This window comes from Paenirhizobium naphthalenivorans, assembly GCF_007992095.1.
Lineage (GTDB): Bacteria > Pseudomonadota > Alphaproteobacteria > Rhizobiales > Rhizobiaceae > Allorhizobium > Allorhizobium naphthalenivorans.
Genome location: NZ_BJZP01000016.1, coordinates 50,490 through 74,327 on the forward strand (window position 1 = coordinate 50,490; position 23,838 = coordinate 74,327).

General features: G+C 61.9%; 15 protein-coding genes. 5 read left to right on the forward strand and 10 right to left on the reverse strand.

All coding sequences use genetic code 11. From position 1 onward, the window contains the following. Positions 1-3 precede the first annotated feature (3 nt). From RNA01_RS15425 to RNA01_RS15460, 8 genes are all read right to left on the reverse strand, one after another. Positions 4-819, reverse strand: a complete 816-nt coding sequence (locus RNA01_RS15425) for an ABC transporter permease (RefSeq protein WP_147181110.1) — start codon at positions 817-819, stop codon at positions 4-6. Beyond that, on the reverse strand, positions 816-1,697 hold the full coding sequence (locus RNA01_RS15430) for an ABC transporter permease (RefSeq protein WP_147181111.1): 882 nt from the start codon (positions 1,695-1,697) through the stop codon (positions 816-818). The genes RNA01_RS15425 and RNA01_RS15430 overlap by 4 nt, the downstream gene beginning before the upstream one ends. Before the next feature lie 86 nt (positions 1,698-1,783). Beyond that, complete coding sequence (locus RNA01_RS15435; RefSeq protein ID WP_147181112.1) at positions 1,784-3,067, reverse strand: NAD(P)/FAD-dependent oxidoreductase; 1,284 nt, start codon at positions 3,065-3,067, stop codon at positions 1,784-1,786. Between the two features lie 307 nt (positions 3,068-3,374). Continuing rightward, on the reverse strand, positions 3,375-4,385 hold the full coding sequence (locus RNA01_RS15440) for a GlxA family transcriptional regulator (protein ID WP_147181113.1): 1,011 nt from the start codon (positions 4,383-4,385) through the stop codon (positions 3,375-3,377). Between the two features lie 110 nt (positions 4,386-4,495). Next, positions 4,496-5,191 (reverse strand): VIT1/CCC1 transporter family protein, encoded by a 696-nt coding sequence (locus RNA01_RS15445; RefSeq protein WP_147181114.1) that lies wholly within the window; start codon positions 5,189-5,191, stop codon positions 4,496-4,498. A gap of 85 nt (positions 5,192-5,276) precedes the next feature. Beyond that, positions 5,277-6,032 carry a pseudouridine synthase gene (locus RNA01_RS15450; RefSeq protein ID WP_235916670.1) on the reverse strand — a complete coding sequence of 252 codons (756 nt, stop codon included), beginning with the start codon at positions 6,030-6,032 and terminating at the stop codon, positions 5,277-5,279. A gap of 134 nt (positions 6,033-6,166) precedes the next feature. Then, positions 6,167-9,661, reverse strand: a complete 3,495-nt coding sequence (locus RNA01_RS15455; RefSeq protein WP_147181116.1) for an AAA family ATPase — start codon at positions 9,659-9,661, stop codon at positions 6,167-6,169. Next, positions 9,661-10,929, reverse strand: coding sequence for a metallophosphoesterase family protein (locus RNA01_RS15460; RefSeq protein WP_147181117.1), 1,269 nt, complete (start codon positions 10,927-10,929; stop codon positions 9,661-9,663). Before RNA01_RS15460 ends, RNA01_RS15455 begins: the two co-directional genes overlap by 1 nt. A gap of 256 nt (positions 10,930-11,185) precedes the next feature. Between RNA01_RS15460 and RNA01_RS15465 the strand changes: the two genes are divergently transcribed. Genes RNA01_RS15465 through RNA01_RS15475 form a run of 3 tightly spaced genes read left to right on the forward strand, consistent with a single transcriptional unit; the run spans position 11,186 to position 16,170 of the window. Next, a complete protein-coding gene (locus RNA01_RS15465) occupies positions 11,186-11,806 on the forward strand; it encodes a TetR/AcrR family transcriptional regulator (protein WP_147181118.1) in 621 nt (206 codons plus the stop codon). 59 nt (positions 11,807-11,865) lie between these two features. Next, the gene (locus RNA01_RS15470; protein WP_147181119.1) at positions 11,866-12,996 is read left to right on the forward strand and encodes an efflux RND transporter periplasmic adaptor subunit; all 1,131 of its coding nucleotides are present in this window, start codon (positions 11,866-11,868) and stop codon (positions 12,994-12,996) included. A 30-nt stretch (positions 12,997-13,026) separates the two neighbouring features. Next, positions 13,027-16,170 carry an efflux RND transporter permease subunit gene (locus RNA01_RS15475; RefSeq protein ID WP_147181138.1) on the forward strand — a complete coding sequence of 1,048 codons (3,144 nt, stop codon included), beginning with the start codon at positions 13,027-13,029 and terminating at the stop codon, positions 16,168-16,170. A gap of 3 nt (positions 16,171-16,173) precedes the next feature. On the opposite strand, the gene RNA01_RS15480 is transcribed toward RNA01_RS15475, so the two are convergent. Next, on the reverse strand, positions 16,174-17,169 hold the full coding sequence (locus tag RNA01_RS15480; RefSeq protein ID WP_147181139.1) for an MDR family oxidoreductase: 996 nt from the start codon (positions 17,167-17,169) through the stop codon (positions 16,174-16,176). Positions 17,170-17,345: 176 nt separating this feature from the next. After that, the gene (locus tag RNA01_RS15485) at positions 17,346-19,085 is read right to left on the reverse strand and encodes a glucan ABC transporter ATP-binding protein/ permease (protein ID WP_147181120.1); all 1,740 of its coding nucleotides are present in this window, start codon (positions 19,083-19,085) and stop codon (positions 17,346-17,348) included. A gap of 339 nt (positions 19,086-19,424) precedes the next feature. On the opposite strand from RNA01_RS15485, the gene RNA01_RS15490 reads away from it, so the two are divergent. Next, the gene (locus tag RNA01_RS15490; protein ID WP_147181121.1) at positions 19,425-20,165 is read left to right on the forward strand and encodes a LuxR family transcriptional regulator; all 741 of its coding nucleotides are present in this window, start codon (positions 19,425-19,427) and stop codon (positions 20,163-20,165) included. 113 nt (positions 20,166-20,278) lie between these two features. After that, the gene (pyc, locus tag RNA01_RS15495; RefSeq protein ID WP_147181122.1) at positions 20,279-23,740 is read left to right on the forward strand and encodes a pyruvate carboxylase; all 3,462 of its coding nucleotides are present in this window, start codon (positions 20,279-20,281) and stop codon (positions 23,738-23,740) included. Positions 23,741-23,838: the final 98 nt, after the last annotated feature.

The window sequence follows — 23,838 nt, forward strand, 5'->3', positions numbered from 1 at the left end:
ATTTCAGCTCTTGCCTCCGGCCTGTGATGGCTGCCACCGGCGCAGGATCTCTGCGGCGGTCGCCAACACGATGGAGACGCCGAGGATCAATGTGCCGAGCGCCATGACGACGGGTAGCGATTTGGGGAAGCGCAGTTGGCTCCAGATATAGAGCGGCAGCGTTGGCTCGGCGCCGGCGAGAAAGAAGGCGACGATGAATTCGTCGAATGAGGTCAGGAATGACAGCATAAAGGCCGATGCCACCGCCGACCATGCAAGCGGCAGCATGGCCCGGCGAAACACCGCGAAGTCGCGGGCGCCGAGATCGCTTGCAGCCTCTGCCAGGCTTTTCGGGATGGCCGAAAAGCGACCCCGCATGATCACCACCGTGGTCGGCAGGCAAATCAGCACATGACCCATGCCTATCGCCAGCCGCGATGGGCCAAATCCCAGCAGGTTGACCAGAATGAGCAGCGCGATGCCGACGATGACACCAGGGATCAGGATCGGCAGCCGCGAGAGGCCCGATATGACAGAGGACAATGGTGTGCTGGCATAGACGTCGAGGTAGGCGATTGTCGTGCCGCAAAGGGTTGCGACGGCGGCCGAGGAGATGGCGATCATCAGACTGTTGCCGAGCGCGGCGGCAATCGCCTCATTGCCGAGCAGCGTTCTATACCATTCGAGCGTAAAGCCCTTCAGTGGAAAGGCCGCCTGTATGGAATCGTTGAACGAGAACAGCGGGATGAGCACAACCGGCAAGTAAAGGAAAACGATGTAGGCAACGACATAGCCGCTGAGCAGACGAGCGTGGCTGGCGGGTTGGCGTGTGACGGTCATGTGCGGCTCCCGAATTTTCTGTCGGCAAGCCGGACAAGCGCGACCAGCAGCAGGATCACCAGCATGACCGTAATCGAAAGCGCGGCCCCGAATGGCCAGTCATTGGCCTTGCCGAATTGGGCCTGAATCAGTGATCCGATCATTGTGCTGGCGGGACCGCCGACCATGGAGGGTGTCACATAGTCGCCAATCGTCGGCACGAAGACCACGAGCGCGGCCGCCAGGACGCCTGGCATGGACATTGGCAGAACAACCCGGCGGAAGGCCAGCAACGGGCGAGCGCCGAGATCGCTTGCCGCTTCCAGCAGGGACGGCGGAATCGTTTGCAGCGACACCAGGATCGGCAGGATGGCGAAAGGGGCATAGGCATGGGCCAACGTCACCACCACGGCCGCCGGAGTATTGAGGAAGATCATCAACGGCTCCGAGATCGCGCCGAGCGAGAGCAATGCCGAGTTGAGTACGCCGTTATAGGCGAGCACCACCTTCCAGGCGAAGACCCGAAGCAGGTAGCTCGTCCAGAACGGCAGGGTCACGAGAAACAGGATGGTCGCCCGCCAGCGGCCGGCATGGAAGGCGAGGAAATAGGCGACCGGATAAGCCGTCACGACTGTCGCGAGCGTTACCAGCCCGGAAATCGCCAATGACCTGAGAATGACAGTCGCATAGAGATCATCTCCGAGAACGGTGATGAAATTCGCCACCGTAAAGCCGCTGCCCATCAGCGAGCCGTCATTTGCGCGGAAGGCGAGGAAAAGCACCAGCGCCAAAGCGAACAAGATCAGCACACAGGTGACAAGCAGTCCGGGAGCAGACATCGAAGCGCGAAAGCCAAGCTGGCTCGAACTATGCTCTGCCTCTGTTGCTGCTGTAGCCATCTGCGACACCGTCTTCATCTTCTGAAAGGATACGCCATATTTTTTCACTAAAGTGAAATTGTCAATCGTATTTTCATTTGCCTGCGTCAGCGTTCCAGGCTGTCCAGGAGCCGATACCAGGCGATCGCTGCGGAAACGCCGATCTGGCGAAAGGCGTGAAAGGGGATCGGCCGGATCGGCGTGATGGGAAATGGCAGCGCAGCCGGGTCCCCGGTCGTGACGTAGTGCGCCAGATAAGGTCCGAGCGCCGTCATCAGACCGACGCCCCTGCCCTGGCAGCCGGCCGCCATCAGCAAGCCGGGTTCCGGCTCGTGAATATGCGGCAGATGATTCATGGTCATGGCGACGCGGCCGTACCAGCGCCGCTCGATCGGCGTGTCTTCAAGCGCCGGAAAAACACGGCGCATGGCGCGTTCGATGTGGGCCCAGTCGTCGGCCGATCGTGGCAGTCCGAGCCGCCCCCTGCCACCCATGGCGAGTCGGCCATCCGCCGTCTTGCGATAATAGACGAGGATGCGCCGCGAATCCGAGATGGCATGCCCTCCCGGCAGGATCGCCGCATCTTGCGCCGCAGTCAGCGGCGCGGTGGCAATCTGGAAGGAATGCAGTGGAACAAGGCTTTGACGCAGGCCAGGCACCAGCCCGTCCGAGTAGGCATTGGTGGCAACGAGGACTGATTTGGCTCGGACCGCCTTGCCCGACTGCGTCGAGACAACCCACAGTCCTGTTTCATGTCGAAGACCGGAAACCCTTTCGTTCTCGGCGATACGGGCACCTGCGTCGCTCGCAAGTCGTGCCAACTCCAGAACGAAGGCGAGCGGATTGATGATCCCGGCGCGCCGGTCAAGCCAGCCACCCACATAACCCGAGGTTCCAGTCATCTCGGCGATCTGCCGGGCGTCGAGAAGAGCCACATCGGCTCCTCTTTCTACCCATTGCCGGTGACGCTCGGCCTGCATTTCGGACGCGGTCTGTGTGTGTGCCGCCTGGATCCAGCCATTGCGCTTGCGCGGCACGTCGAGTTGATGGTGATCGATCAGGTCGAAAACGGCATCGGCGGTTGATGCGGCAAAGCGCGCCAGGGCCTCGCCGCGCTCCGGCCCAAAATGGGCCAGTAGCCACTCGGGGTCGTATTTCAATCCCGGAATGACCTGCCCGCCATTCAGGCCCGACGCGCCCGAACCCACCTGTGCAGCCTCGATGACCCGCACCTTGAGTCCAAGCGCCACGGCGTGGAATGCTGCCGAAAGGCCTTGGAATCCGGCTCCAACGATGACCAGATCGACCTCCTCGTTCACCTCTATGGGTGTGGCGGGGCGTTTGCTGGACTGCGGGGCCAGCCATATGGGCGTTGAAAACGGCATTCCCATCGCTTCTCTCACAAATGTTGATTTATGAAATTTTTAATGAAAGTTTCACGAAATAGAATACCTGTCAACAAAGTTTCACAAAATCGACATGATGCTCTATACCGTTGGGTCAAGCCGGTCGCGTTGGATTTGGCGATCAAGGTTGTCGGTCAGGTGACTGTGAGCTGGCGGACGCAGACAAGAAGAGGCTATGCACCTCACCGGTGACGGGCGCTGGTTCGCGGTCAGAGTTCACACGAAGGAGGGCAGATGGGGGGCTTGTTGGCGCTAGTCTGGCTTCCATCCCTGCTTCTCCGAGGTGATGTACTTAGCCTGTCACATCCCCGTCCCGTTCGGCCGGGGGCGTGACGATCGAAAATCGCATGCGATATTCCCCGGGCGAGACGCCGACGATCTTGCGGAAGATCTTGCGGAAGGCGTTGGCGTCCTCATAGCCGCTCGCCCAAGCGACTTGCTCAGTCGAAAGGCTTGATTGCGCGAGCAGGTCACGTGCCTTGGCAACGCGCAGACGTTGGGCATATTCGGTCGGATTGAGACCGGTCGCCTTCTGGAAGCGACGCAGGAAAGTGCGCTCACCCAACCTTGCACGCTCGGCCATCGCCGGTACGCCGAGCCCCTTTGTATCGGTGCCGTGCAGCCAGTGCTGGATGTCGAGGATGACCATGTCCTCATGGTCCAGCCTAGGGGTGAACGTCGAGTAGAAACTCTGCTCGCGCGCACCCGGATCGATCAGCATGAAGCGTGCGGTCGCCAGCATGATGTTGGCGCCGAGCAGTCGGTCGATCAGCCTCAGTCCGAGATCGGTCCAGGCCATCATGCCGCCTGCCGTGATGATGTCTCCCTCGTCCAACAGCATCTTGTCGGTGTCGATGCGCACATCCGGATGCCGTTTGGCGATCGCTTCGCCGTGCAGCCAATGGGTCGTCGCAGAGCGACCGGCCAGAAGGCCAGTCTGGGCCAGCAGAGAGACGCCGCCGCACGCCGAACAGATGATGGCGCCCGATTGATGATGGGTACGGATCCACTCGGGAAAGCCGCCCATCCGCTCGCCGAAGGGCAGTTCGTCGCCGATGGCAGGCGGGAGCACGACTGCGGCCGGGACCCGCTCCCTTTCTGAGGGATGGGTGTCGAACACTTTCAACACCGAGCCTGCATCATCGAGTGCGTAGTGGCTGACCCTCAGGCGGCGTGGTTCCGACGCAGACTGCAGGCGATCATACCGCTCTGCCACCATGAACATGTCCGTCAGGCCATGCACCGAGGCTCGCCAGACCTCGGGGTAGCTGGCGATGGCTATTCCCACCGTGTCGTCGATCATAGGTTGTGTCACTTCTGACCATATGCATGTCAATCTCGCCATTCGTATGGCGACGTTCTCGCTCTGTCCATATCAGTCGGCGAGTGTCATCGATTACGTGGGGTTCTGGACTAAACCGCTGTCCCGACCAGCGCGCCGATGCCGGCTGTGAGCGCCATGGCAAAGGCACCCCAAAAGGTGACGCGTAGCGTGGCACGCCAGACGTTTGCGCCGCCCGCCTTGGCGCCGATCGCGCCGAGCAGCGCAAGGAAGGCAAGTGAGGCGATGGACACCGTCCAGACAAGCAGATTGACCGGCGAAATGACGACCATCAGCAGAGGCAGGGCCGCGCCGACGGAGAAAGTCGCGGCCGAGGTCAGCGCGGCTTGGATCGGCCGGGCCGTCGTCATCTCGGAAATGCCGAGCTCGTCATGGGCGTGGGCGGCAAGCGCATCCTTGGCCATCAGTTGGTCGGCGACTTGGCGGGCAAGCTCTTGCTCGACGCCGCGGGCCACATAAATCTGCGCCAGTTCTTCCCGTTCAGACTCCGGCTGTGTTTCAAGTTCCATGCGCTCACGGGCCAGATCGGCCTGTTCGGTGTCAGCTTGAGAGCTGACGGAGACATATTCGCCGGCCGCCATCGACATTGCACCGGCAACGAGGCCGGCGATACCCGCCACCAGGACTTCCGAGTTCGCGGCCGATGCCGAGGCGACGCCGACCACCAGGCTTGCGGTTGAGACGATGCCGTCATTGGCGCCGAGCACTGCGGCACGCAGCCAGCCGATGCGCGAGACAAGATGGTTTTCACTGTGCAGCCGGCTCATGAGGAGATCTCCGCTCTCTAATTGGCATTAGTTATTCCCAAACTAGCAGCAAGCCTGTGCCAGAGGAAAGGACTCTCTCGCAAGGTTAGGTCCGACCGGTGCGACGCTTGAGTGCCGCAACCTGAGCTTCGGTCAGGAAGCGTGCTTTCCCCTTTTCCAGGTCGCCGAGAACCAAGTCGTCGAAGGAGACTCGCACAAGGCGAAGGCATTCGAAGCCGATTGTCTCCAGCATCCGGCGGATCTCGCGGTTCTTCCCCTCGCACAGTTCGAATTCGAGCCAGCAGGTCCTGTCGGCCTCCCGCAAGACCCGCACGCGTTTTGCCTTCAGCAGTTCTCCGTCATCCAGAATGCCGGCCCTCATACGGGCGAGGTCGGCCTCGGTCGGGCGGCCGCGCGTCTGCACGTGGTAGGTTTTGGCGATGTCGCTCTCGGGTTCCAGCAAGCGCTGGGCGAGTACCGTGTCGTTGGTGAAGAGCAGCAGGCCCTCGCTTGCCTTATCGAGGCGGCCAACTGGGGACACATGCGGAATGTCGAGATGCTCGAGGCAGGAGAACACGGTCTCGCGGCCTTCCGGGTCGTCGCGGGTCGTCACGAGGCCACGCGGCTTGTTGAGCATCAAGTAAACCTTGGCCTCGGCGCTGATCGGCTTGCCATCGACCTCGATGTGGTCGGCGCGGATGTCGACCCAGGTGGAAAGGTCGGTGACGATTCGGCCGCCGACCGTGACATGGCCACCGGCAACCAGCTTCTCGGCTTGGGTGCGAGAGCAGTAGCCGAGCTTGGAGAGCGCCCTTGGCAGGGTGACGCGCGTGCCGGGTGCGGCGGTCGGGGATCTGGCCAACAGAGGTCCATCCGGATGTTCTGAGCGACCGGCCGGCCGCGGTTGTCGATGACGCAACGAGTGCCTGCGGCTGGGCCGCCGCGTCAAGGAAAAATCGTGCGGGACTGGCCTGGGAACAGGCCGCCGTCCGACGTTCAGCTGGCGATTTCGTGGATCCTGACCTCTGGCACGATCTGGCGTGCCAGGTCGCAGAGGTGGCGATGGTGGGTGAGATAGATCACCTGGCCGATTTTCGCCATCGCACCAAAGAGCCGCAGCACTTCTTCCGAGCGCGGCTCGTCGAAGGTCTCCATGATGTCGTCGGCGATGAAGGGTACGGAGGGGCGGCTGGCGGCAAATTCCTCGTAACCGGCCAGGCGCAGCGCCAGATAAAGCTGGAACTGCGTGCCTTTCGACATTTCGTTCGCCAGTTTCGATCCCCCCCGGAGAGAAAGACCGATCAACGTCTCGCGATCCTTGTCTGGTTGCGTGGCGAGACCGACATAGTCGCCGCGGGTGATGAGGCGGAAGGCCTCCGAGGCGCGCTTCATCATCGACGAGCGGTGTTTGTCGCGATAGGCGCGCAGCGCCTCGCCGGCGATCAGCGCGCCGCTCTTCAGCCGGAGATAGGTTGCCGCGTGCTCCTCGATTTCAAGAAATACGGTGCGGCGTTCGGCCTCTATGCGCGCCACCTGGTCGTCGCCGCCGATCGCATCGAGCCGGTCGGTTGCGCGGGTGCGGTCGGCGAAGAGCTGCCGGGTTCGCTCGTCGAGGTCGTCGAGGCGCACGGCAAGTTCGGCCGCTTCCTGCTCGATGAGCTCGAAATCGCTTGCCTCTATCTGTTCCAGAGCGGTCTCGATCGAAGGTGACGGCAACTCGCTGAGGATGAGGTTGGCAAGCTCGCCAAGCCGCGCTTGCCGGCGGGCACGTTCATTGGCCGCTTCCAGCGCCACGGCCACTTCCGGCAGGGTTTCCACGCCGAAGAACCCGGTGAACCCTGCCTTGCGGGCCGAATGATCGGCCAATGCCTGCTGCAGCGCGCGCCGCTCGTCGCCGAGCCGCTCAAGCTCACCCGTCTTGCCCGACCGCGCATCCCGGTCGCGCCTTGCCGTTTCGAGGCGTGCGGCCAAGGCCGTTGCCGCCGAGGCGATCGCATCCGGATCGGTGTTCTCGCCAAGCTCCGACAGGATCGCTTGCACGTCGGCGGCGAAGTTCTGCTGATCGCGCTCCATCGTGTCGATGCGGCGCAGGAGATCATCACGTTCGCGAAGGGCGGGACCGAGCTCGGACAGGGTTTCGAGGATTTCGCGCACGGCGCCGGCAGATGTCGTCTCGGCGAACCATGTTGCCGAAAGGGCTGAGGTGAAACCTGCCTGCCATTCGGCGAATGCCGTCTTAGCCTGTTCGAATTCGCGGGCTCTCTCGGCAAGCGCTCGCTTGTGATCGGCAAGTGCCTTTTCCGCGGCCTCACGGGCAGTCGCCCGAGCCGTATGGCCAGCGACTGTCGTCTCGGCACCCTCGACCATTTCGGCGAGTGAGGCAAATCCCGCGTCGAGGCCTGCCGAGCCCATTGCCGCAGCGAGGGTCTGGCGGTCCAGTTCCGCGTCGGCCTTCGCCTCTTCGATCTCGCGCCGGGCTTCTTCCAGACGCTCCCAGGCGGCAATCGCATCGGCGCGCGCTCTGGTGATCGTGTCGATGCGCCCAAGCAGTGACGCATGGCCGCTCTGGGCGGTCCGGATCAGCGCCTGCGGCAGGGTGGCGTGAATCTCACCAAGAAGGGCCTGGTGTTCACCTCCGGCCTCTTCAAGCAGTTCCTGCTGGCGCGCAATCGCTGCGCTGGTCACTGCCAGTTCCTGGTTGAGCGCCCGCAATTCCGCAAGGTCGCGCATGGCCGCAAGACGGGCAGTGGTCGTCAAATCATCCTCTCGCATGGCGGTCTCGAAAGCCTCGGCGCTTGCCGCGTCAAGCCGGTCGAGATGTTCGCGCCAAGCGTTGTCGCGTGTGCTTCGCGTTCGGCTGGCCTCCGTATCGTCGATCAGTCCGCCGCCCGCCCGCAGGGCATCAAGCCGCGCCTGCATCTGTCCCTGCTGGGTCACGAGTTCGCGCCGGCGCTGCGTGTGGTCGCCAATGCGCCGTTCAAGGGCGGTAAGTGCCGTGCGCCAGGCTTCGACCTGGCGCGGTTCGGGAAGGCTGAGCGCGCGCAGTGCCTCGCCATCGGCTTCGTCGTGGTCCAATAGATGGGCGAGCGATTGCGCCAGCGCCTGGAAACGGCGATTGAGTTCCGGCAGGCCGCGTTCGGCGAGCCGTAGCCGTGTCGCATGATCGCTGCGGCGGATCACCGCGAGCGCAGTAATTAGCCGGCTAATCGACATCGGTTCAGTAGGTGGTTTCTCTTCGACAAGCCCCTTGCACTCGGCCTCGAGCCGTTCGTTCGTAGCTCGGGCGGCGGTCATCTCTTTCGTCGCGGTAGCAAGCCTTGCTTCTACGCCGGAGCGTATCTCGATCAGGTCGCGCAGTGTGCCGACGGTGGCCGCCGGGAGAAGGAGCGCTTCGGGTGCCTTGCAGTCCGACTGTCCCAGTCGCGCGAGGACGGCAGCAATATTCGCCTGGCGCTCGGCAAGGGCGATGCGGCGTTTCGGCAGATCCTCCTCGGCGCTGGCGAAGCGCGCTTGACCTTTGTCCAACTGGCCTACTCGTTCCGAGAGCGCCAGGATGGCTGAATCGACGGAGATGGCCTCGATCTGGGCGCGCACGCGTTCTACGTCGGCTTCGATGCCTGCAATCCGGGTAGAAAGACGTGTCTCCTCTTCCATCAGTTTCGGCAGTTCGCGGGCCCAGTCGGCTGGCGCGCGCGGCAGATCCGTGCACAAGGAAAGGTCGGCGGCCAAGCGCCGATATTCACCGACGAGTGGGCGGGCTCTCAGCATTCGGGTGATGGCCTCCCGCCGCGCTTTCATCGTCCCTTGCTCGTGAATAGCCTCCTCATAGGCGCTCTGCGCCTGGGCAAGCGCCGCGACAAGGCCAGCATGGGTGGAGGCAAGCGTGTCGATCTCGTCGCGCCGTGTCTTGAGCTCCGCGAGCTTCTGCTTCAGTTCGGCGATCCGGGTCGAGCGCGCGCGCTTCTTGTAGAGCGTGTCGGCCTCGTCCGAGATCGCGCCGAGGGTGGTGCTGACGCCGGCAAGGCCTGCGCTGGCCGAAAACAGCAGCTCGCCGAGATCGCCCTTGCTCTGCAGGATCGCATTGCCGCCTTCCTCGAGCGTCACGTCGTCGAGCGAGAACATGGTGCGGTAGGCCTCGCGGCTGATGCCGGCAAGCGGTGTCGAGAGGAGCGCTTCGGGAACCGGCTCGCCGCGGCCGTCAAGCAGCGCATTTGTTCGCTGTTTGACCCGCTTCAATTCATGAGTCCCGCCGTTGAATTCCAGGCAGCCGCCGATCTGCATGGCATTGTAAGCGTGCAGGAAATTGTAGCGACTGCGTTCCTCGATGCCGTAGAGCAGATCGAGATAGGCGGACAGTGATGTCGATTTTCCGGCTTCGTTGAGACCGTAGACGATATGCAGATCCGGTGCGCCGGGGGGCGCCGCGCCGAAGTCGATCGCATAGTCGGTGAATCGGCCGTAGCGGGTGAGGTCGAGGCGCCGGAGCCGCATCAGGAGGCCTCCGCCGCTTCGGCCCTCAGCCGGGCGAGGACATCGTCACCGCCTTCTGTCAGCAACTGATCGACATAGGCCTCGAATTGCGCCTCATCGTTACCGGCAAAGCCGCGGCTTTCGGGCGGCAGTTCGTCGCGAAGGTCCTTGACCATCTGGCGGATGTCCTCGCGCAGGCCATGGCGGGCGGCGACATCGTCGCGCATCAGCGCTCCAAGCTCGATCAACGGATCGGCGGTCGCCTTGCCGGTTGTCTCGGCCGGCGGTTCTGTGCGGATCTCGATCTTCTCGATCCATGTCCGACCAAGGCTTTCGGCGCGCTGCTCGGCTTCGGCAAGCAAGAGGTCCCGGTCGCGGCGCATCCGCCAGGACAGCGGTGTCTGCCCGGTCAACATCAGGCGTGCGACGAGATGGCTTGAACCGCTTGCTGCTCGCTCGCCTGCCACGGCCCGTTCGATACTGTCGGCGACCTCATGCCAGGCGGTCGCTGCGCTCAGGTCGACAGCGACCCGCCCGAATTCGGCGATGCTGGTGGGTCTTTCCTCGACGCTGACGGTTCGGTCGTCTTGCACGGTGACCAGCGATACGGATTTCGGTCCGGCTTCATTGATGTCCCGACCCTGCGGCATTCCGGACATGACCACCGTGGTACGTCCGTCATACTGGCTGCGCTGGTGGATGTGGCCGAGCGCCCAGTAGTCGAAACCCGACGCCTGGAGATCGGCGAGGCCGCAGGGCGCATAGACGTCGTGGCCGGGGGCGCCATCGAGGCTTGTGTGCATGATGCCGATATTGACCCGGTCGGCAAGCGGCGGCCGGTATTTCGGCAGGAGGCTTTCCGGTGCCTGCGGGCGGGAGAAGCTCAGGCCATGGAAGGCGATGCCGAGGCCGGCCTTTTCCATCTCAACCGTTTCGGCGCGACCGCCGTAGATCTTCACCGAGGGCGGCAGGATGAGCTCCTGGGTGATGCGCGACAGCGCGTCGTGATTTCCGCGGATTGTGTGCACGGCGATACCTGCCTCGGCCAGCCGCTGCATTTGCGCGGCAAGAAAGCGCGCGGTCTTCATCGAGGTCTGCTCGCCGTCGTAGAGGTCGCCGGCGATGACAAGCGCGTCCACCTGCTCGGCAATGCAGAGGTCGACAATGGCGGTGAGCGCCTGGCGGGTCGAATTGCCGATCAGTTCAGCCAAGTCACGATTGCGCAACGAGAGCGAGCGTAGCGGTGAATCGAGGTGGATGTCGGCGGTATGGATGAAGCGAAAGGCCATCAGCGGTTCATTCAGGTTGTTGTTCTTGCGGTTATGCCGCCGGTTGGACGGGCGCGGTACCCCCCCCAGTGCCCGCGTTCACGATATAGGGACATGGTCGCAAGCAACAAGTCATTTCACGGCCGTTGGTCCGGTCCACTCTTTCTGCTGCCGCCAACCCCAGCGGTTCGGTAGCGCGCACCATAATTGACAAAATTGGTCTGACGATTTAATAGTGACGAAATTCGATATTCGTCAGTCATCAGAGATAGGCAATATGAACGCTTCCCATTCGCCCGCCGAACAGCACCCGGACAGTGCCGTGCGGCAGGAAAATATCAGGCGCATTCTTGAAGCCGCCGAACGTCTTTTCCGCCATTATGGCTATGGCAAGACCACGGTGGCGGACATCGCTCGCGACCTTGGCATGTCGCCCGCCAACATCTACCGTTTCTTCGATTCCAAGAACGAGATCCTCCAGGAACTCTGCCGTAGCATGCTGGGTGCGGGCCACGAGCGTGCACTGCAGATTGCCGCCATGCCCGTCAGTGCCGAGGAAAGGCTGCGTCGTTTCGTCGAAATGGAACACCGGATGACGGTTGAGACCATGATGGACGCCGAGAAGGTGCATGAGATGGTCATCGTCGCGATCGAGCAGAACTGGGATGCGATCGAGCGGCATATCGACCGGATGAACGACGTGGTCGAGACCATCATCTCTGACGGGATCGCGGACGGAGAATTCGTGGCGCAGGACGCACGCGTCGCCGCCCGCTGTTTCGGAGCGAGTACACTCTTGCTCAGCCATCCGCAGTTGGTGGCGCAATGCCTTTACAAGGAAAACCGCGCCTCGCCGCAGGAACTGACCGATTTCGCCATTCGAGCGCTCAAACGCTGATTTTCGCAACCTTGGAAGCGCGTCGAGCGCCAAGGTGGCCAATCGCCAAGGAAATAACGATGTACAAGATGTCTCTCTTTTCCCTGCTGCTTGCGGCGGCGCTGGCCGGATGTTCGGCGGAAACCGCCGAAGTGCCGAAGGAAAACATCCGCCCGGTGAAGGTGGTCGAGATCGCCCCTGCCACGACAACGCGCGAGCTTTCCTATTCCGGGGCCGTGCGGGCGCGCAGCGAAACGCCGGCCGGCTTCCGGGTCGGCGGCAAGATCGTTGAGCGAAAGGCCGATATCGGCGATCGTGTCGCTGCCGGCGACGTGCTGGCCCGTCTTGATGCGACCGATTACGAGCTTTCGCTGGCCAGCGCCCGTGCCAATCTCGTCGCCGCCGAGCGGCAGGTGGAGACTGCAGCATTCGCGATGAACCGCGCCGATCAGCTCTTCAAGCAGCAGGTCGCTGCCAAGGCGCAGCTTGAACAGGCACAACTTGTCTATAATCAGGCGGTCGCGGCGCGGGATTCGGCCAAGGCAACGCTGGCCCAAGCGGAGAATCAGGTTGCCTATGCGGAGCTGAAAGCCGACCGCGACGGTATCGTGACCGCGGTCCATGCCGATGCCGGCCAGGTGGTCGCTGCCGGGACGCCAGTCGTGACCGTTGCCGTCGGCGGCGAAAAGGAAGTGTCGATCGCCGTGCCGGAGAGCGACGTCTTCGCGTTTACCCCCGGCAAAGCTGTCGAGGTTGGGTTGTGGTCGAACGACAAGCTGATGCTTAAAGGAACCGTCCGCGAAGTGGCCGGCAGCGCCGATCCAGCCTCACGCACTTTCGCGGTGCGCATCGCCGTGCCAGACGATGCACGCGTGCTTCTCGGCATGACGGCTTCGGTCAAGGCTGTGGCCGACGGCGACCGTTCGCTTTTTGACCTGCCGCTCAGCGCACTGGCGCGGGGGGCTGCCGACCGTCCGGTTGTCTGGACAGTCGATCCGGCGGCTCAGACCGTGCATGAACGGTCTATCACTGTCGTCGATTTTGCAGACGATGGGGTTCGCGTCTCCGATGGGCTCAATGCGGGAGACCTAGTGGTTGTGGCGGGTACTCAGTTCATGGCGGAAGGCCTCAAGGTCAAGGCTTTAGGTCATGAGGCCAGGCAAGCCGCGCTCATGCCGGACACGACCGCTGCGATTGCGCAGATACGCTGAATTAGGGCCCAGAGAGAGTGCATGAACACCATGATGTCGTCCAACAATGACAAGGGCTCCTTCAATCTGTCGCGCTGGGCGATTGCCCACCCGAGCATGGCACGTTTCCTGTTCGGCCTGATCCTGATCGCCGGCGTGCTTGGCCTCATGCGCATGGGGCAGAAGGAGGATCCCGATTTCACCTTCCGCGTTATGGTCGTACAGGCCGTCTGGCCCGGCGCCTCGATCACCGACATGCAGGACCAGGTGGTCAACAAGATCGAGCGCAAATTGCAGGAAGTGCCGCATCTCGACTGGGTGAAATCCTATACGCGCGCCGGCAGTGCCATCATCACCCTTCAGGTGAAGGGGGACACAAATGCGGACGAGGTGGCCGATGCCTTCTACCAAGTCCGAAAGAAGGTTGGCGACATCTCGAGCGATTTGCCTGAAGGACTGCTGGGTCCCTACTTCAACGACGAGTTCGGCGATACCTTCATCACGCTGCATTCGTTATCCGGTGACGGCTACAGCTATCCCGAGCTCAAGGACTTCGCCATCCAGGCCCGCGACATGCTTTTGACGACGCCGGGTGTCGAAAAGGCGGTGATCCTTGGTGATCAGCCACAGAAAATCTATATCGACGTCTCGTCCAAAGTGTTGGCCGAGCGTGGCCTGACCTTCAATGACCTGAAGAATGCACTGGCAGGTCAGAATGCGATCGATCCGGCCGGCACGATCGATACCGGCGAACGTTCGGTACGGATCTCCGTCGACGGCGGTTTTGGGCGGGCCGGCGACATCCGGGAACTGAGGCTACGCGCCGGTCAGCAGGTGACCCGGCTTGGTGATATCGCCACCATCAGCGAAGGCACCGAGGAACCGTTCCAGCGCAAGTTCCGCTTCAATGGGCAAGACAGCGTCCAGGTCGGCGTCGTCATGGCCAAAGGTTTCAATGTCACGGATGTCGGCAAGGCCGTCGAGCAGACCCTGCAACGCTTCGAGGCCTCGCTGCCGCATGGCGTCGAGGTCGCGCAAATTTCCAACCAGCCTGAAGTTGTGCATGAGGCAATCCGCGAATTCATGAAGGCGTTGGTCGAAGCGCTGGCGATCGTGCTGGTCGTCTCGTTCCTGTCGATCGGCTGGCGCTCAGGCCTTGTTATCGCCATCGCCATTCCATTGGTGCTCGCCGCGACTTTCGCGATCATGTACGAACTGGGCATCGACCTGCAGCGCATTTCACTCGGCGCGCTGATCATCGCGCTCGGTCTTCTAGTCGATGACGCGATGATTGTCGTCGAGATGATGGAGCGCAAGCTTGAGGAGGGTCTGCACAAGATCGATGCGGCGAGCTTTGCCTACACCTCGACCGCGTTTCCGATGCTGACCGGCACGCTGATCACCACGGCCGGCTTCATCCCGGTCGGTTTCGCCGAATCGACGGCTGGCGAATATGTCCGCACGCTGTTCTATGTCGTGGGCATCTCGCTTGTCGTCTCTTGGTTCGTGGCAGTCTATTTTACGCCTTGGCTCGGCTACATGATCCTCAAGCAGCGGCACCATGCCGGCAGCCATCAGGACGTTTTCGATACTGGCTTCTATCATCGTTTGCGCGCAACCGTCGGCTGGGCGGTTCGCCACCGGCTGATTGTGCTCGCCCTGACGCTCGGCACTTTCGTCACCAGTCTCTGGTCCTTCCAGTTCATTCCGCAGAGCTTCTTCCCGGCGTCGTCGCGGCCGGAGATCCTCGTCGATCTCTGGCTGCCGGAGGGCACCAGCATTCATGAGGTGGAGAACCAGGCCAAGGCGCTGGAAGCCCGGATCATGGACGATCCCGACAAGCGTTTCGTCGCCACCTATATCGGAGAGGGAGCGCCACGCTTCTTCCTGCCGCTCGATCAGCAGTTGCGCAATCCGAACTTCGCCCAGTTGCTCGTCATGGCTAATGACGAACCGGCGCGCGAACGGATGATCCTCAAGCTGCGTGCCATGCTTGCGTCGGATTTTCCGGAGATCCGCTCGAAAGTCGACCGCCTCTTCCTCGGGCCGCCGACCGGTTGGCCTGTACAGATGCGCGTCACCGGCCCGGATCGTGCCGAGGTGCGCCGCATCGCCGATGACGTGAAAAAGGTCTATCTCGCCAATCCGCTTCTGGGTGCCGTACACGACGATTGGCTGGAGCCGGTGCCTGCGATGAAACTGGTGGTCGACCAGGATCGTGCGCGTGCGCTTGGCGTCACTTCGCAGCGGCTCAGGCAGATGCTGCAAGCGACGATGAGCGGGGCGCCGCTGGCCGATGTGCGTGCCGGCGAGGAGACGATCTCGATCGTCGCTCGCGAACCGCAGGATAGCCGCCAGCTGCTGACAGCGGTCAATTCGGTCTACATTCCGACGGACAACGGCGCCTTTGTACCCCTGTCGCAGGTGGCCCGTGTCGTGCCCGTGCTCGAACAGGGGATCGAATGGCGACGCAATCGCCTCCCGTCAATCACCGTGCGCGCCACCTTGCCGGACGGTGTGCAATCGAACGAAGTGGTCACTGAGCTTTATGGACAACTGCAGGGCCTGCGCGCCTCGCTTGCGCCTGGCTATAAGATCGAGGTGCAGGGCGGGGCGGAAGACAGCGCCGAGAGCCAGGCGTCAATCGCCGCAAAGGCGCCGGTGATGCTACTCGTCATCGTCGTTCTGCTGATGATTCAGCTGCAGCATTTCGGCAAGGCGATGCTGGTGCTGGCAACCGGCCCACTCGGCATCATCGGAGCGGCGGCGGCCCTGCTGATCAGCGGCGCGCCCTTTGGCTTCGTCGCCATCTTGGGCGTCATTGCACTGCTCGGCATTATCATTCGCAACTCGATCATCCTGATCGACCAGATCGACCAGGACATTGCTGCCGGCATGGAGCGATCGGAAGCGATCATCGGATCGGCGATACGCCGTTTCCGGCCGATCATGCTTACCGCGCTCACCGCCGTCCTGGCGCTGATCCCAATCTCGCGCGGCGTGTTCTGGGGGCCGCTCGCCTATGCGATGATGGGCGGCATTCTGGTGGCGACTGTACTCACTATCCTCGTTCTGCCGGCAGCCTACGCCTTGTTTTTCGGCCGCGAGCCACGGAGCAAAGATGATCGTGACGCGAAGGCGGCCGGTGGGCGTGAAAATCAGAACCAGCCGTTTCCGGCCGCCGCTGCGGAATGAAGCTCAGCAGCTGACGTCGATGACAACGCGGCCGCGGATCTGTCCTGCGACGATCGCGTCCGCCAGTTCCTGTATCTTCGACATCGGCTCGACGGTCGTCAGGGCTGAGAGGTGGGCGCGGTCGAGTTGGTCAGCGAGCGTCTGCCAGGCACGCTGGCGTTTGGCTAACGGCGCGAAGACAGAATCGACACCGAGCAGCGCCACACTCCTTAGTATATGTGGCAGCACGGTCGCCGGCAGATCTGCACCACCAGCGAGACCACAGGCTGCCACAGCGCCGCCATAGACGGTTTGCGACAGCACGTTGGCCAGCGTCGTGGACCCGACACTGTCGACGGCGCCCGACCACCGCTCTTTCTGCAAGGGCGCGCCCTTCTCCGTGAGGCTGGCGCGATCGATGAAGGCAGTGGCACCGAGCGATGTCAGATAGTCATGCGTTTCGGGGCGCCCGGTCGAGGCGGTAACACGGTAGCCCTTGGCGGCAAGCAGGCTGACCGCGATCGAGCCTACGCCACCGGCCGCCCCCGTGACCAGAACCTCGCCTCCACCCGGCTTGATCACCCCCCAGTCCTCCAGCGCATTGACGCAGAGTGCAGCTGTGTAGCCGGCCGTGCCGATCGCCATCGACTGTTCGAGCGTGATGCCCTTGGGCAGGCCCATCAGCCATTCGGCCTTGACATTCTGGAAGCGCGAATAACCGCCCCATTCGGTCTCGGACATGCCAAAGCCGTTGAGGATGACCTTGTCGCCTGTCTTCCACAGCGGTGAGCGGGAGGAAACGACGGTGCCGGCAAGATCGGCGCCGGCGACCATTGGCGTGCGCCGGGCGATTCGCCCTTTGCCGGAAACGGCGAGCCCATCCTTGTAGTTCAGCGTAGAGTAAGCGATCTCCACCAGAACGTCGTTGTCGGGCAGGTCGGCCTTTGTGAGCTGACGGAAGGCCGCTTTCGGCTTGCCGTCGACGGTGTCGATAACAACCGCGGTGAAGGTCTCGTTCATGCTCGTCATACGCCTCCCTATGCAACCTGTCTTGCCATCACATGGCGGTGTTACCGCCTTGCGCAACCGCTCGCTGACAGCGTGCTGGAGCATGGCACGAGCTGCCACGTTTCGTCACGTTTTTTTTCAGGCGTTTAACCGGTAGCGGAAATCGCAATTTCCGGCAGGTGCCGAAACTAGGCGGTCTCTTCCTGGGGGAGCAACCCACTGGCCTTGAGCAGTGAGGCAAAGCGCCCGCCGCTCTTGCTGAGTTCGTCATAGCCGCCCATTTCGACGATCCGGCCATGGTCGAGGAAGAGGACAATGTCGGCCTCGCGCACGGTCGATAGCCGGTGGGCTATGATAAAGGTCGTGCGGTTCATACGCAGACGGTCGATCGCCATCTTGACCCGCGCCTCGGTTTCCACGTCCAGCGCGCTGGTCGCTTCGTCGAGCACGAGGATCGGCGCGTTCTTCAGGATGGCGCGAGCAATCGCTATGCGTTGCCGCTCGCCGCCGGATAGACGGTTGCCACGCTCGCCGACAACGGTGGTAAGGCCGCTCAGCCGGCTTTCGATGAAATCGGTGGCGGCTGCCGCCTCCGCGGCTTTCCGAACATCTTCGTCGCTCGCATCCTCGCGACCGAGGCGAATATTGTCTTGGATCGAGCGATTGAGCAGGCCGGCGTCCTGGAAGACGGTAGCGATCGATTGGCGCAGAGACTTGCGGGTGATTGTCCTGATATCGGTGCCGTCGATCAGGATTGACCCCTTTTGTGGTTCGTGGACCCGCTGCAGGAGATTGATCAGCGTCGTCTTGCCGGCTCCGGTCGGGCCGACGATGGCTATGGTCTGGCCCGCCTTAACCGTGAACGACACGTCGTGCACGCCCTGCGTGGTGTTGGCGAAGTCGAACGATACGTCGCGGAATTCGACGTTGCCTTTCACGTCCGTCAGCTCGGCGGCGCCGGCCGGCTCATCGCGTTCCTGAACGGCATCCTCAAGCTGGTAGAAATCCTCGAGCTTGGCTCGGGCTTCGAAAATCTGGGTGGCGAAGGAGCGCATCTGGTCGAGCCGACCGATGAGCAATCCGGCAAAGCCTGTAAAGGCAATGATGTCACCAACTTTCAGCTCGCCCCGCTGCACCAGGATCGTGCCGATCACCAGAATGATCAGCATGGAAAGGGTTGAGGCGATGCGGTTCAGGGCACTGGCGATCGCCCACCAGTCGAGCACCGGATATTGGGCGGCAAGTAGCTCTTGCGCATATTGTTTGAGCGCCCGTGTCTCCGCCTCTATTCGGTTGTAACTGTGCAGGACGGACACGTTGCTGATCGAATCGCTGACATGCGAAAAAACCGTGTGATAATGGGTTTCGACCGAGGCTTGACCTTCCTTGGTCCTGTTCATCACGGTCTTGCCGATCAGCAGATAGAGCACGCTGAGCACAAGCAGCACCAAGGTCAGCCGCCAGTCCATCGAAAACGCGGTTGGGATGAGCAGGGCGAGCGCCACGGCCGTCGCCAGATGGGTCCGCATGAACTCGAGCCAGAGGCCGAACAGCGTCTCGCTGGCACGCAGCAGGGTGTGCAGCGCATTTGAGGTGCCGCGTTGATGGTGCCAACTGAGTGGCATGGAGATGATGCGGCCAAAGGCCTCGGTCAGCAGATCGGCACGTCGGCCGTGCGCCAAACGGTCGGCTTCGCGGGCGACCAGGACGTAGGCGACCGTGTTGAACACGCCGAAACAGCCCCACGCGATCAGCATGGGCTTCGCGTCGCCTTTTTCCGATATGGCGTCGATGATGCGCCCGAACAGGATCGGCTCGATGATGGTGATCATCGCCAGCACGATGTTGGCGATCACGACGAGGCTGACTCGGAGGCGGTAGGCCGAGAGATACCGCAGGGCCTTTATGTAAACCTGGAACAAAGACAATGGCGTTCCCTCATCGATCGGCCGGTATAGTCGGCAGCTTGAAGCGTTTTTCTTATAAGTTGGCAAGAGGGTATGCCATTATGCCATAGTGACAAAAACGGATCGAGAGCCGTCCTGTGCCGTCATTCTGTGCTCGTGTGACATTGAAAGGATCATTAAAACCGCTCACTCTGATCTCTCAGATTTCGCGGGAAAGGCTAAATTTCGTGTTATGAATTTAAAGGCCTCCTAACTCTATCTGTTAGCCTATGCATGCCTGCCGAACGGCGCTGTAGGAAATAACCGGTGTCGTGTGGTTTTTTCATGGTCTCGTTCGCGAGGCGAGGTTTGGGGGTAGGTTTGAGCATTAATCAATTGATTCAGTTCCTGGTCGTCGCGGACGAGTGCAGGACGGCCGACGAGGTTATCATCGAGCTGGAAACGTTGCTGCGGCATTATCGTTTCGACTATTATGGAATCATTCGTCAGCCGAAGCCGAATGAAAACCCAATGGGGTTGGTCCTGACCGGACGCTGGCCCGAGGGCTGGCCTGAGACCTATATCGCCAAGAAATTCGTGCTGATCGATCCGACCATCCGTTATCTCGGACAGGCGCAGAAGGGGTTTCGCTGGAACGAGACGATCACCGCCTTCAAGAGCGATCCGCATCGCAAACGCATGGAGCGGATGATGATGGACTCGCTCCGCTTCGGCCTGCAGGATGGCTATATTTTTCCGGTCCATGGTCGCACTGGCCTGCTCGGCAATATGACGCTCGGCGGTCGGCCTGTCGATCTGTCGCCGGTGGAGATGACGCTGTTTGACGCGGTCGCTAAGAAAGCCTTCTGGCGACTGCTCGAATTGCGTCAAGAGACCGGCGGACTGCAGGAAGCGGCACAGATCGACGCGCGGATGACCCGGCGCGAGATGGAGGTTTTGAACTATCTCGCGGACGGCCTGACGTCGAACGACATCAGCAAGATCCTCAAGATCTCCAACCATACCGTCGACTGGTACATGAACGGTATCCAGGACAAGCTCAAGGCGAAGAACCGCCAGCATGTTGTGGCGCTGGCTTTCCGTCTGGGTTTGATTACCTGATTTCCGGCGGAAATTTGGCAATGGTCAACGGGAGAAATTGAACTCTTTGTGACAACGCGATATGGAACTTCGCAGGTGCAGCATAGGCTGTGCCATAGACGGAGGAGAGCGATTTGTCCATTTCCAAGATTCTCGTTGCCAACCGATCCGAAATTGCCATTCGCGTCTTTCGTGCCGCCAACGAACTGGGACTGAAAACGGTCGCGATCTGGGCGGAGGAGGACAAACTCTCGCTGCATCGCTTCAAGGCCGACGAGAGTTATCAGGTCGGACGCGGCCCGCATCTTGCTCGTGAACTCGGCCCGATCGAAAGCTATCTGTCGATCGATGAAGTGATCCGGGTGGCGAAGCTCTCCGGGGCGGACGCGATTCACCCTGGCTATGGACTTCTTTCGGAGAGCCCGGAATTCGTAGACGCCTGCGACAAGGCCGGCATCACCTTCATCGGGCCGCGTGCCGAGACCATGCGCCAGCTCGGGAACAAGGTCGCCGCCCGCAATCTAGCGATTTCGGTTGGCGTTCCGGTTGTACCGGCGACCACTCCGTTGCCGGGCGATATGGCTGAGGTCGCACGCATGGCCGAAGAGATCGGCTATCCGGTGATGCTCAAGGCGTCTTGGGGCGGCGGCGGTCGCGGCATGCGCGCGATCCGCGATCCGAAGGATCTCGCCCGCGAAGTGACCGAGGGTAAGCGCGAGGCGATGGCTGCCTTCGGCAAGGATGAGGTTTACCTTGAAAAGCTGGTCGAGCGCGCCCGCCATGTCGAAAGCCAAATCCTTGGCGACACGCACGGCAATGTCGTGCATCTGTTCGAGCGCGACTGCTCTATCCAACGCCGCAACCAGAAGGTTGTCGAGCGCGCCCCGGCGCCCTATCTCAGCGACGCGCAACGCCAAGAGCTTGCTTCTTATTCGCTGAAGATTGCCAAGGCGACGAACTATGTCGGCGCCGGCACGGTAGAGTATCTGATGGATGCCGACACCGGAAAATTCTACTTCATCGAAGTCAACCCGCGCATTCAGGTTGAACACACGGTCACCGAAGCCGTGACCGGCATCGACATCGTCAAGGCGCAGATCCACATTCTCGACGGCTACGCGATCGGCACGCCTGAATCGGGCGTGCCCGCCCAGGCCGACATCCGTCTCAATGGTCATGCGCTTCAGTGCCGTATCACCACCGAGGATCCTGAACACAACTTCATCCCCGATTACGGCCGTATAACCGCTTATCGTGGCGCGACCGGTTTCGGTATCCGCCTTGATGGCGGTACGGCCTATTCGGGTGCGGTGATCACTCGCTTTTACGATCCGTTGCTGGAAAAGGTCACCGCCTGGGCGCCGACGCCACAGGAGGCGATCCAGCGCATGGACCGTGCGCTGCGCGAATTCCGTATCCGGGGCGTGGCGACCAACCTGACCTTCCTCGAGGCCATCATCAGCCACCAGAAGTTCCGTGACAACAGCTATACGACCCGCTTCATCGATTCGACGCCGGAACTGTTCGCCCAGGTAAAGCGTCAGGACCGTGCTACCAAGCTTCTGACCTATCTCGCCGACGTTACCGTCAACGGCCACCCGGAAGCCAAGGGTCGTCCACGGCCGCCGGAGGATGCGGCCAAGCCGGCCGTGCCCTATATTGACGGCCCTATCCCGGATGGCACCAAGCAGTTGCTAGACACGCTCGGCCCGGTCAAGTTCGGCGAGTGGATGCGTGAGCAAACGCGGGTGCTGGTGACCGACACGACGATGCGTGACGGCCATCAGTCACTGTTAGCAACGCGCATGCGCACCCATGACATTGCGCGTGCCGCGGGCGCCTATGCCCGCGCGCTGCCGAACCTCCTGTCGCTTGAGTGCTGGGGTGGAGCGACCTTCGACGTTTCCATGCGCTTCCTCACCGAGGACCCGTGGGAGCGCCTCGCGCTCATTCGCGAGGGAGCACCGAACCTTTTGCTGCAGATGCTGCTCAGGGGCGCAAATGGCGTCGGCTACAAGAACTATTCCGACAATGTGGTGAAGTACTTCGTACGCCAGGCGGCGAAGGGTGGCATCGATCTTTTCCGCGTCTTCGATTGCCTCAACTGGGTTGACAACATGCGGGTGTCGATGGATGCGGTCGCCGAGGAGAACAAGCTTTGCGAAGCGGCGATCTGCTACACCGGCGATATTCTCAATTCGGCCCGGCCAAAGTATGATTTGAAGTATTATACCGCGCTGGCCGCCGATCTCGAAAAGGCTGGTGCCCACATCATCGCGGTCAAGGACATGGCTGGCCTGTTGAAGCCGGCTGCGGCGAAGATTCTGTTCAAGGCGTTGCGCGAGGCGACCAGCCTGCCGATCCACTTCCACACCCACGATACCTCGGGCATTTCGGCTGCGACCGTGCTGGCTGCCGTCGATGCGGGTGTCGACGCGGTCGACGCGGCGATGGACAGCCTGTCGGGCAATACGTCCCAGCCGTGCCTCGGTTCGATCGTCGAGGCGTTGCGCGGCTCCGAGCGGGATCCGGGTCTCGACCCGCACTGGATCCGTCGCCTGTCCTTCTATTGGGAGGCCGTGCGCAACCAGTACGCTGCCTTTGAAAGCGATCTCAAGGGACCTGCATCGGAAGTCTACCTGCACGAAATGCCGGGCGGTCAGTTCACCAATCTCAAGGAACAGGCTCGCTCGCTTGGGCTGGAGACCCGCTGGCATGAGGTGGCGCAAGCTTATGCGGACGCCAACCAGATGTTCGGCGACATCGTCAAGGTGACGCCGTCTTCGAAGGTTGTCGGCGATATGGCACTGATGATGGTTAGCCAGGATCTGACGGTTGAGGATGTCGTTGATCCGGGCAAGGAGGTCTCTTTCCCCGAATCGGTGGTCTCGATGCTGCGCGGCGATCTTGGCCAGCCGCCGATGGGTTGGCCGGAAGGCTTACAGAAGAAGGCCCTGAAGGGCGAACAGCCCTACACGGTTCGTCCGGGCTCGCTGCTCGAAGACACGGATCTGGACGCCGAGCGCAAGGCGATCGAGGAGAAGCTCGGCCGCACCGTCGATGATTTCGAATTCGCTTCCTATCTGATGTATCCCAAAGTCTTCACCGACTATGCGCTGGCTGCGGAGACCTACGGCCCGGTTTCGGTTCTGCCGACGCCCTACTATTTCTACGGCCTGCCAGCTGGCGAGGAACTGTTCGTCGACCTCGAAAAAGGCAAGACGCTGGTTGTTGTCAACCAGGCCATGGGCGCAGCCGACGACAAGGGCATGGTGACCGTGTTCTTCGAGCTGAACGGGCAGCCGCGGCGCATCAAGGTGCCGGACCGCGCCCATGGCGCTGCCGGCAGTGCTGCACGTCGCAAGGTTGATCCGGCGAATGCGGCGCATGTGGGTGCGCCGATGCCGGGCGTGATCTCGACGGTCGCGGTGGCGGCAGGCCAGGCGGTCAAGTCCGGCGACGTGCTGCTGTCGATCGAGGCGATGAAGATGGAGACGGCCCTGCATGCCGACCGCGACGGTACGATCGCCGAGGTGCTGGCGAAGACCGGTGACCAGATCGATGCCAAGGATCTTCTGGTCGTCTTCGAGGCCTGAGCCAGGCCGAGCCCGGTCTAGAAATAAAAAACCCCGCCGTCGTTTTGACGGCGGGGTTTTTCGTCTCGTTGCGGCTGACAGACCGGTCGGCTGGCCCG

Bases quoted from the DNA above. Each gene is read 5' to 3' on its own strand.
- RNA01_RS15475 (WP_147181138.1), top strand. From the start codon at position 13,027: ATGATGTCGTCCAACAATGACAAGGGCTCCTTCAATCTGTCGCGCTGG.
- RNA01_RS15425 (WP_147181110.1), bottom strand. From the start codon at position 819: ATGACCGTCACACGCCAACCCGCCAGCCACGCTCGTCTGCTCAGCGGC.
- RNA01_RS15460 (WP_147181117.1), bottom strand. From the start codon at position 10,929: ATGGCCTTTCGCTTCATCCATACCGCCGACATCCACCTCGATTCACCG.
- RNA01_RS15445 (WP_147181114.1), bottom strand. From the start codon at position 5,191: ATGAGCCGGCTGCACAGTGAAAACCATCTTGTCTCGCGCATCGGCTGG.
- RNA01_RS15480 (WP_147181139.1), bottom strand. From the start codon at position 17,169: ATGAACGAGACCTTCACCGCGGTTGTTATCGACACCGTCGACGGCAAG.
- RNA01_RS15455 (WP_147181116.1), bottom strand. From the start codon at position 9,661: ATGCGGCTCCGGCGCCTCGACCTCACCCGCTACGGCCGATTCACCGAC.
- RNA01_RS15470 (WP_147181119.1), top strand. From the start codon at position 11,866: ATGTACAAGATGTCTCTCTTTTCCCTGCTGCTTGCGGCGGCGCTGGCC.
- RNA01_RS15430 (WP_147181111.1), bottom strand. From the start codon at position 1,697: ATGGCTACAGCAGCAACAGAGGCAGAGCATAGTTCGAGCCAGCTTGGC.
- RNA01_RS15440 (WP_147181113.1), bottom strand. From the start codon at position 4,385: ATGATCGACGACACGGTGGGAATAGCCATCGCCAGCTACCCCGAGGTC.
- RNA01_RS15465 (WP_147181118.1), top strand. From the start codon at position 11,186: ATGAACGCTTCCCATTCGCCCGCCGAACAGCACCCGGACAGTGCCGTG.
- RNA01_RS15435 (WP_147181112.1), bottom strand. From the start codon at position 3,067: ATGGGAATGCCGTTTTCAACGCCCATATGGCTGGCCCCGCAGTCCAGC.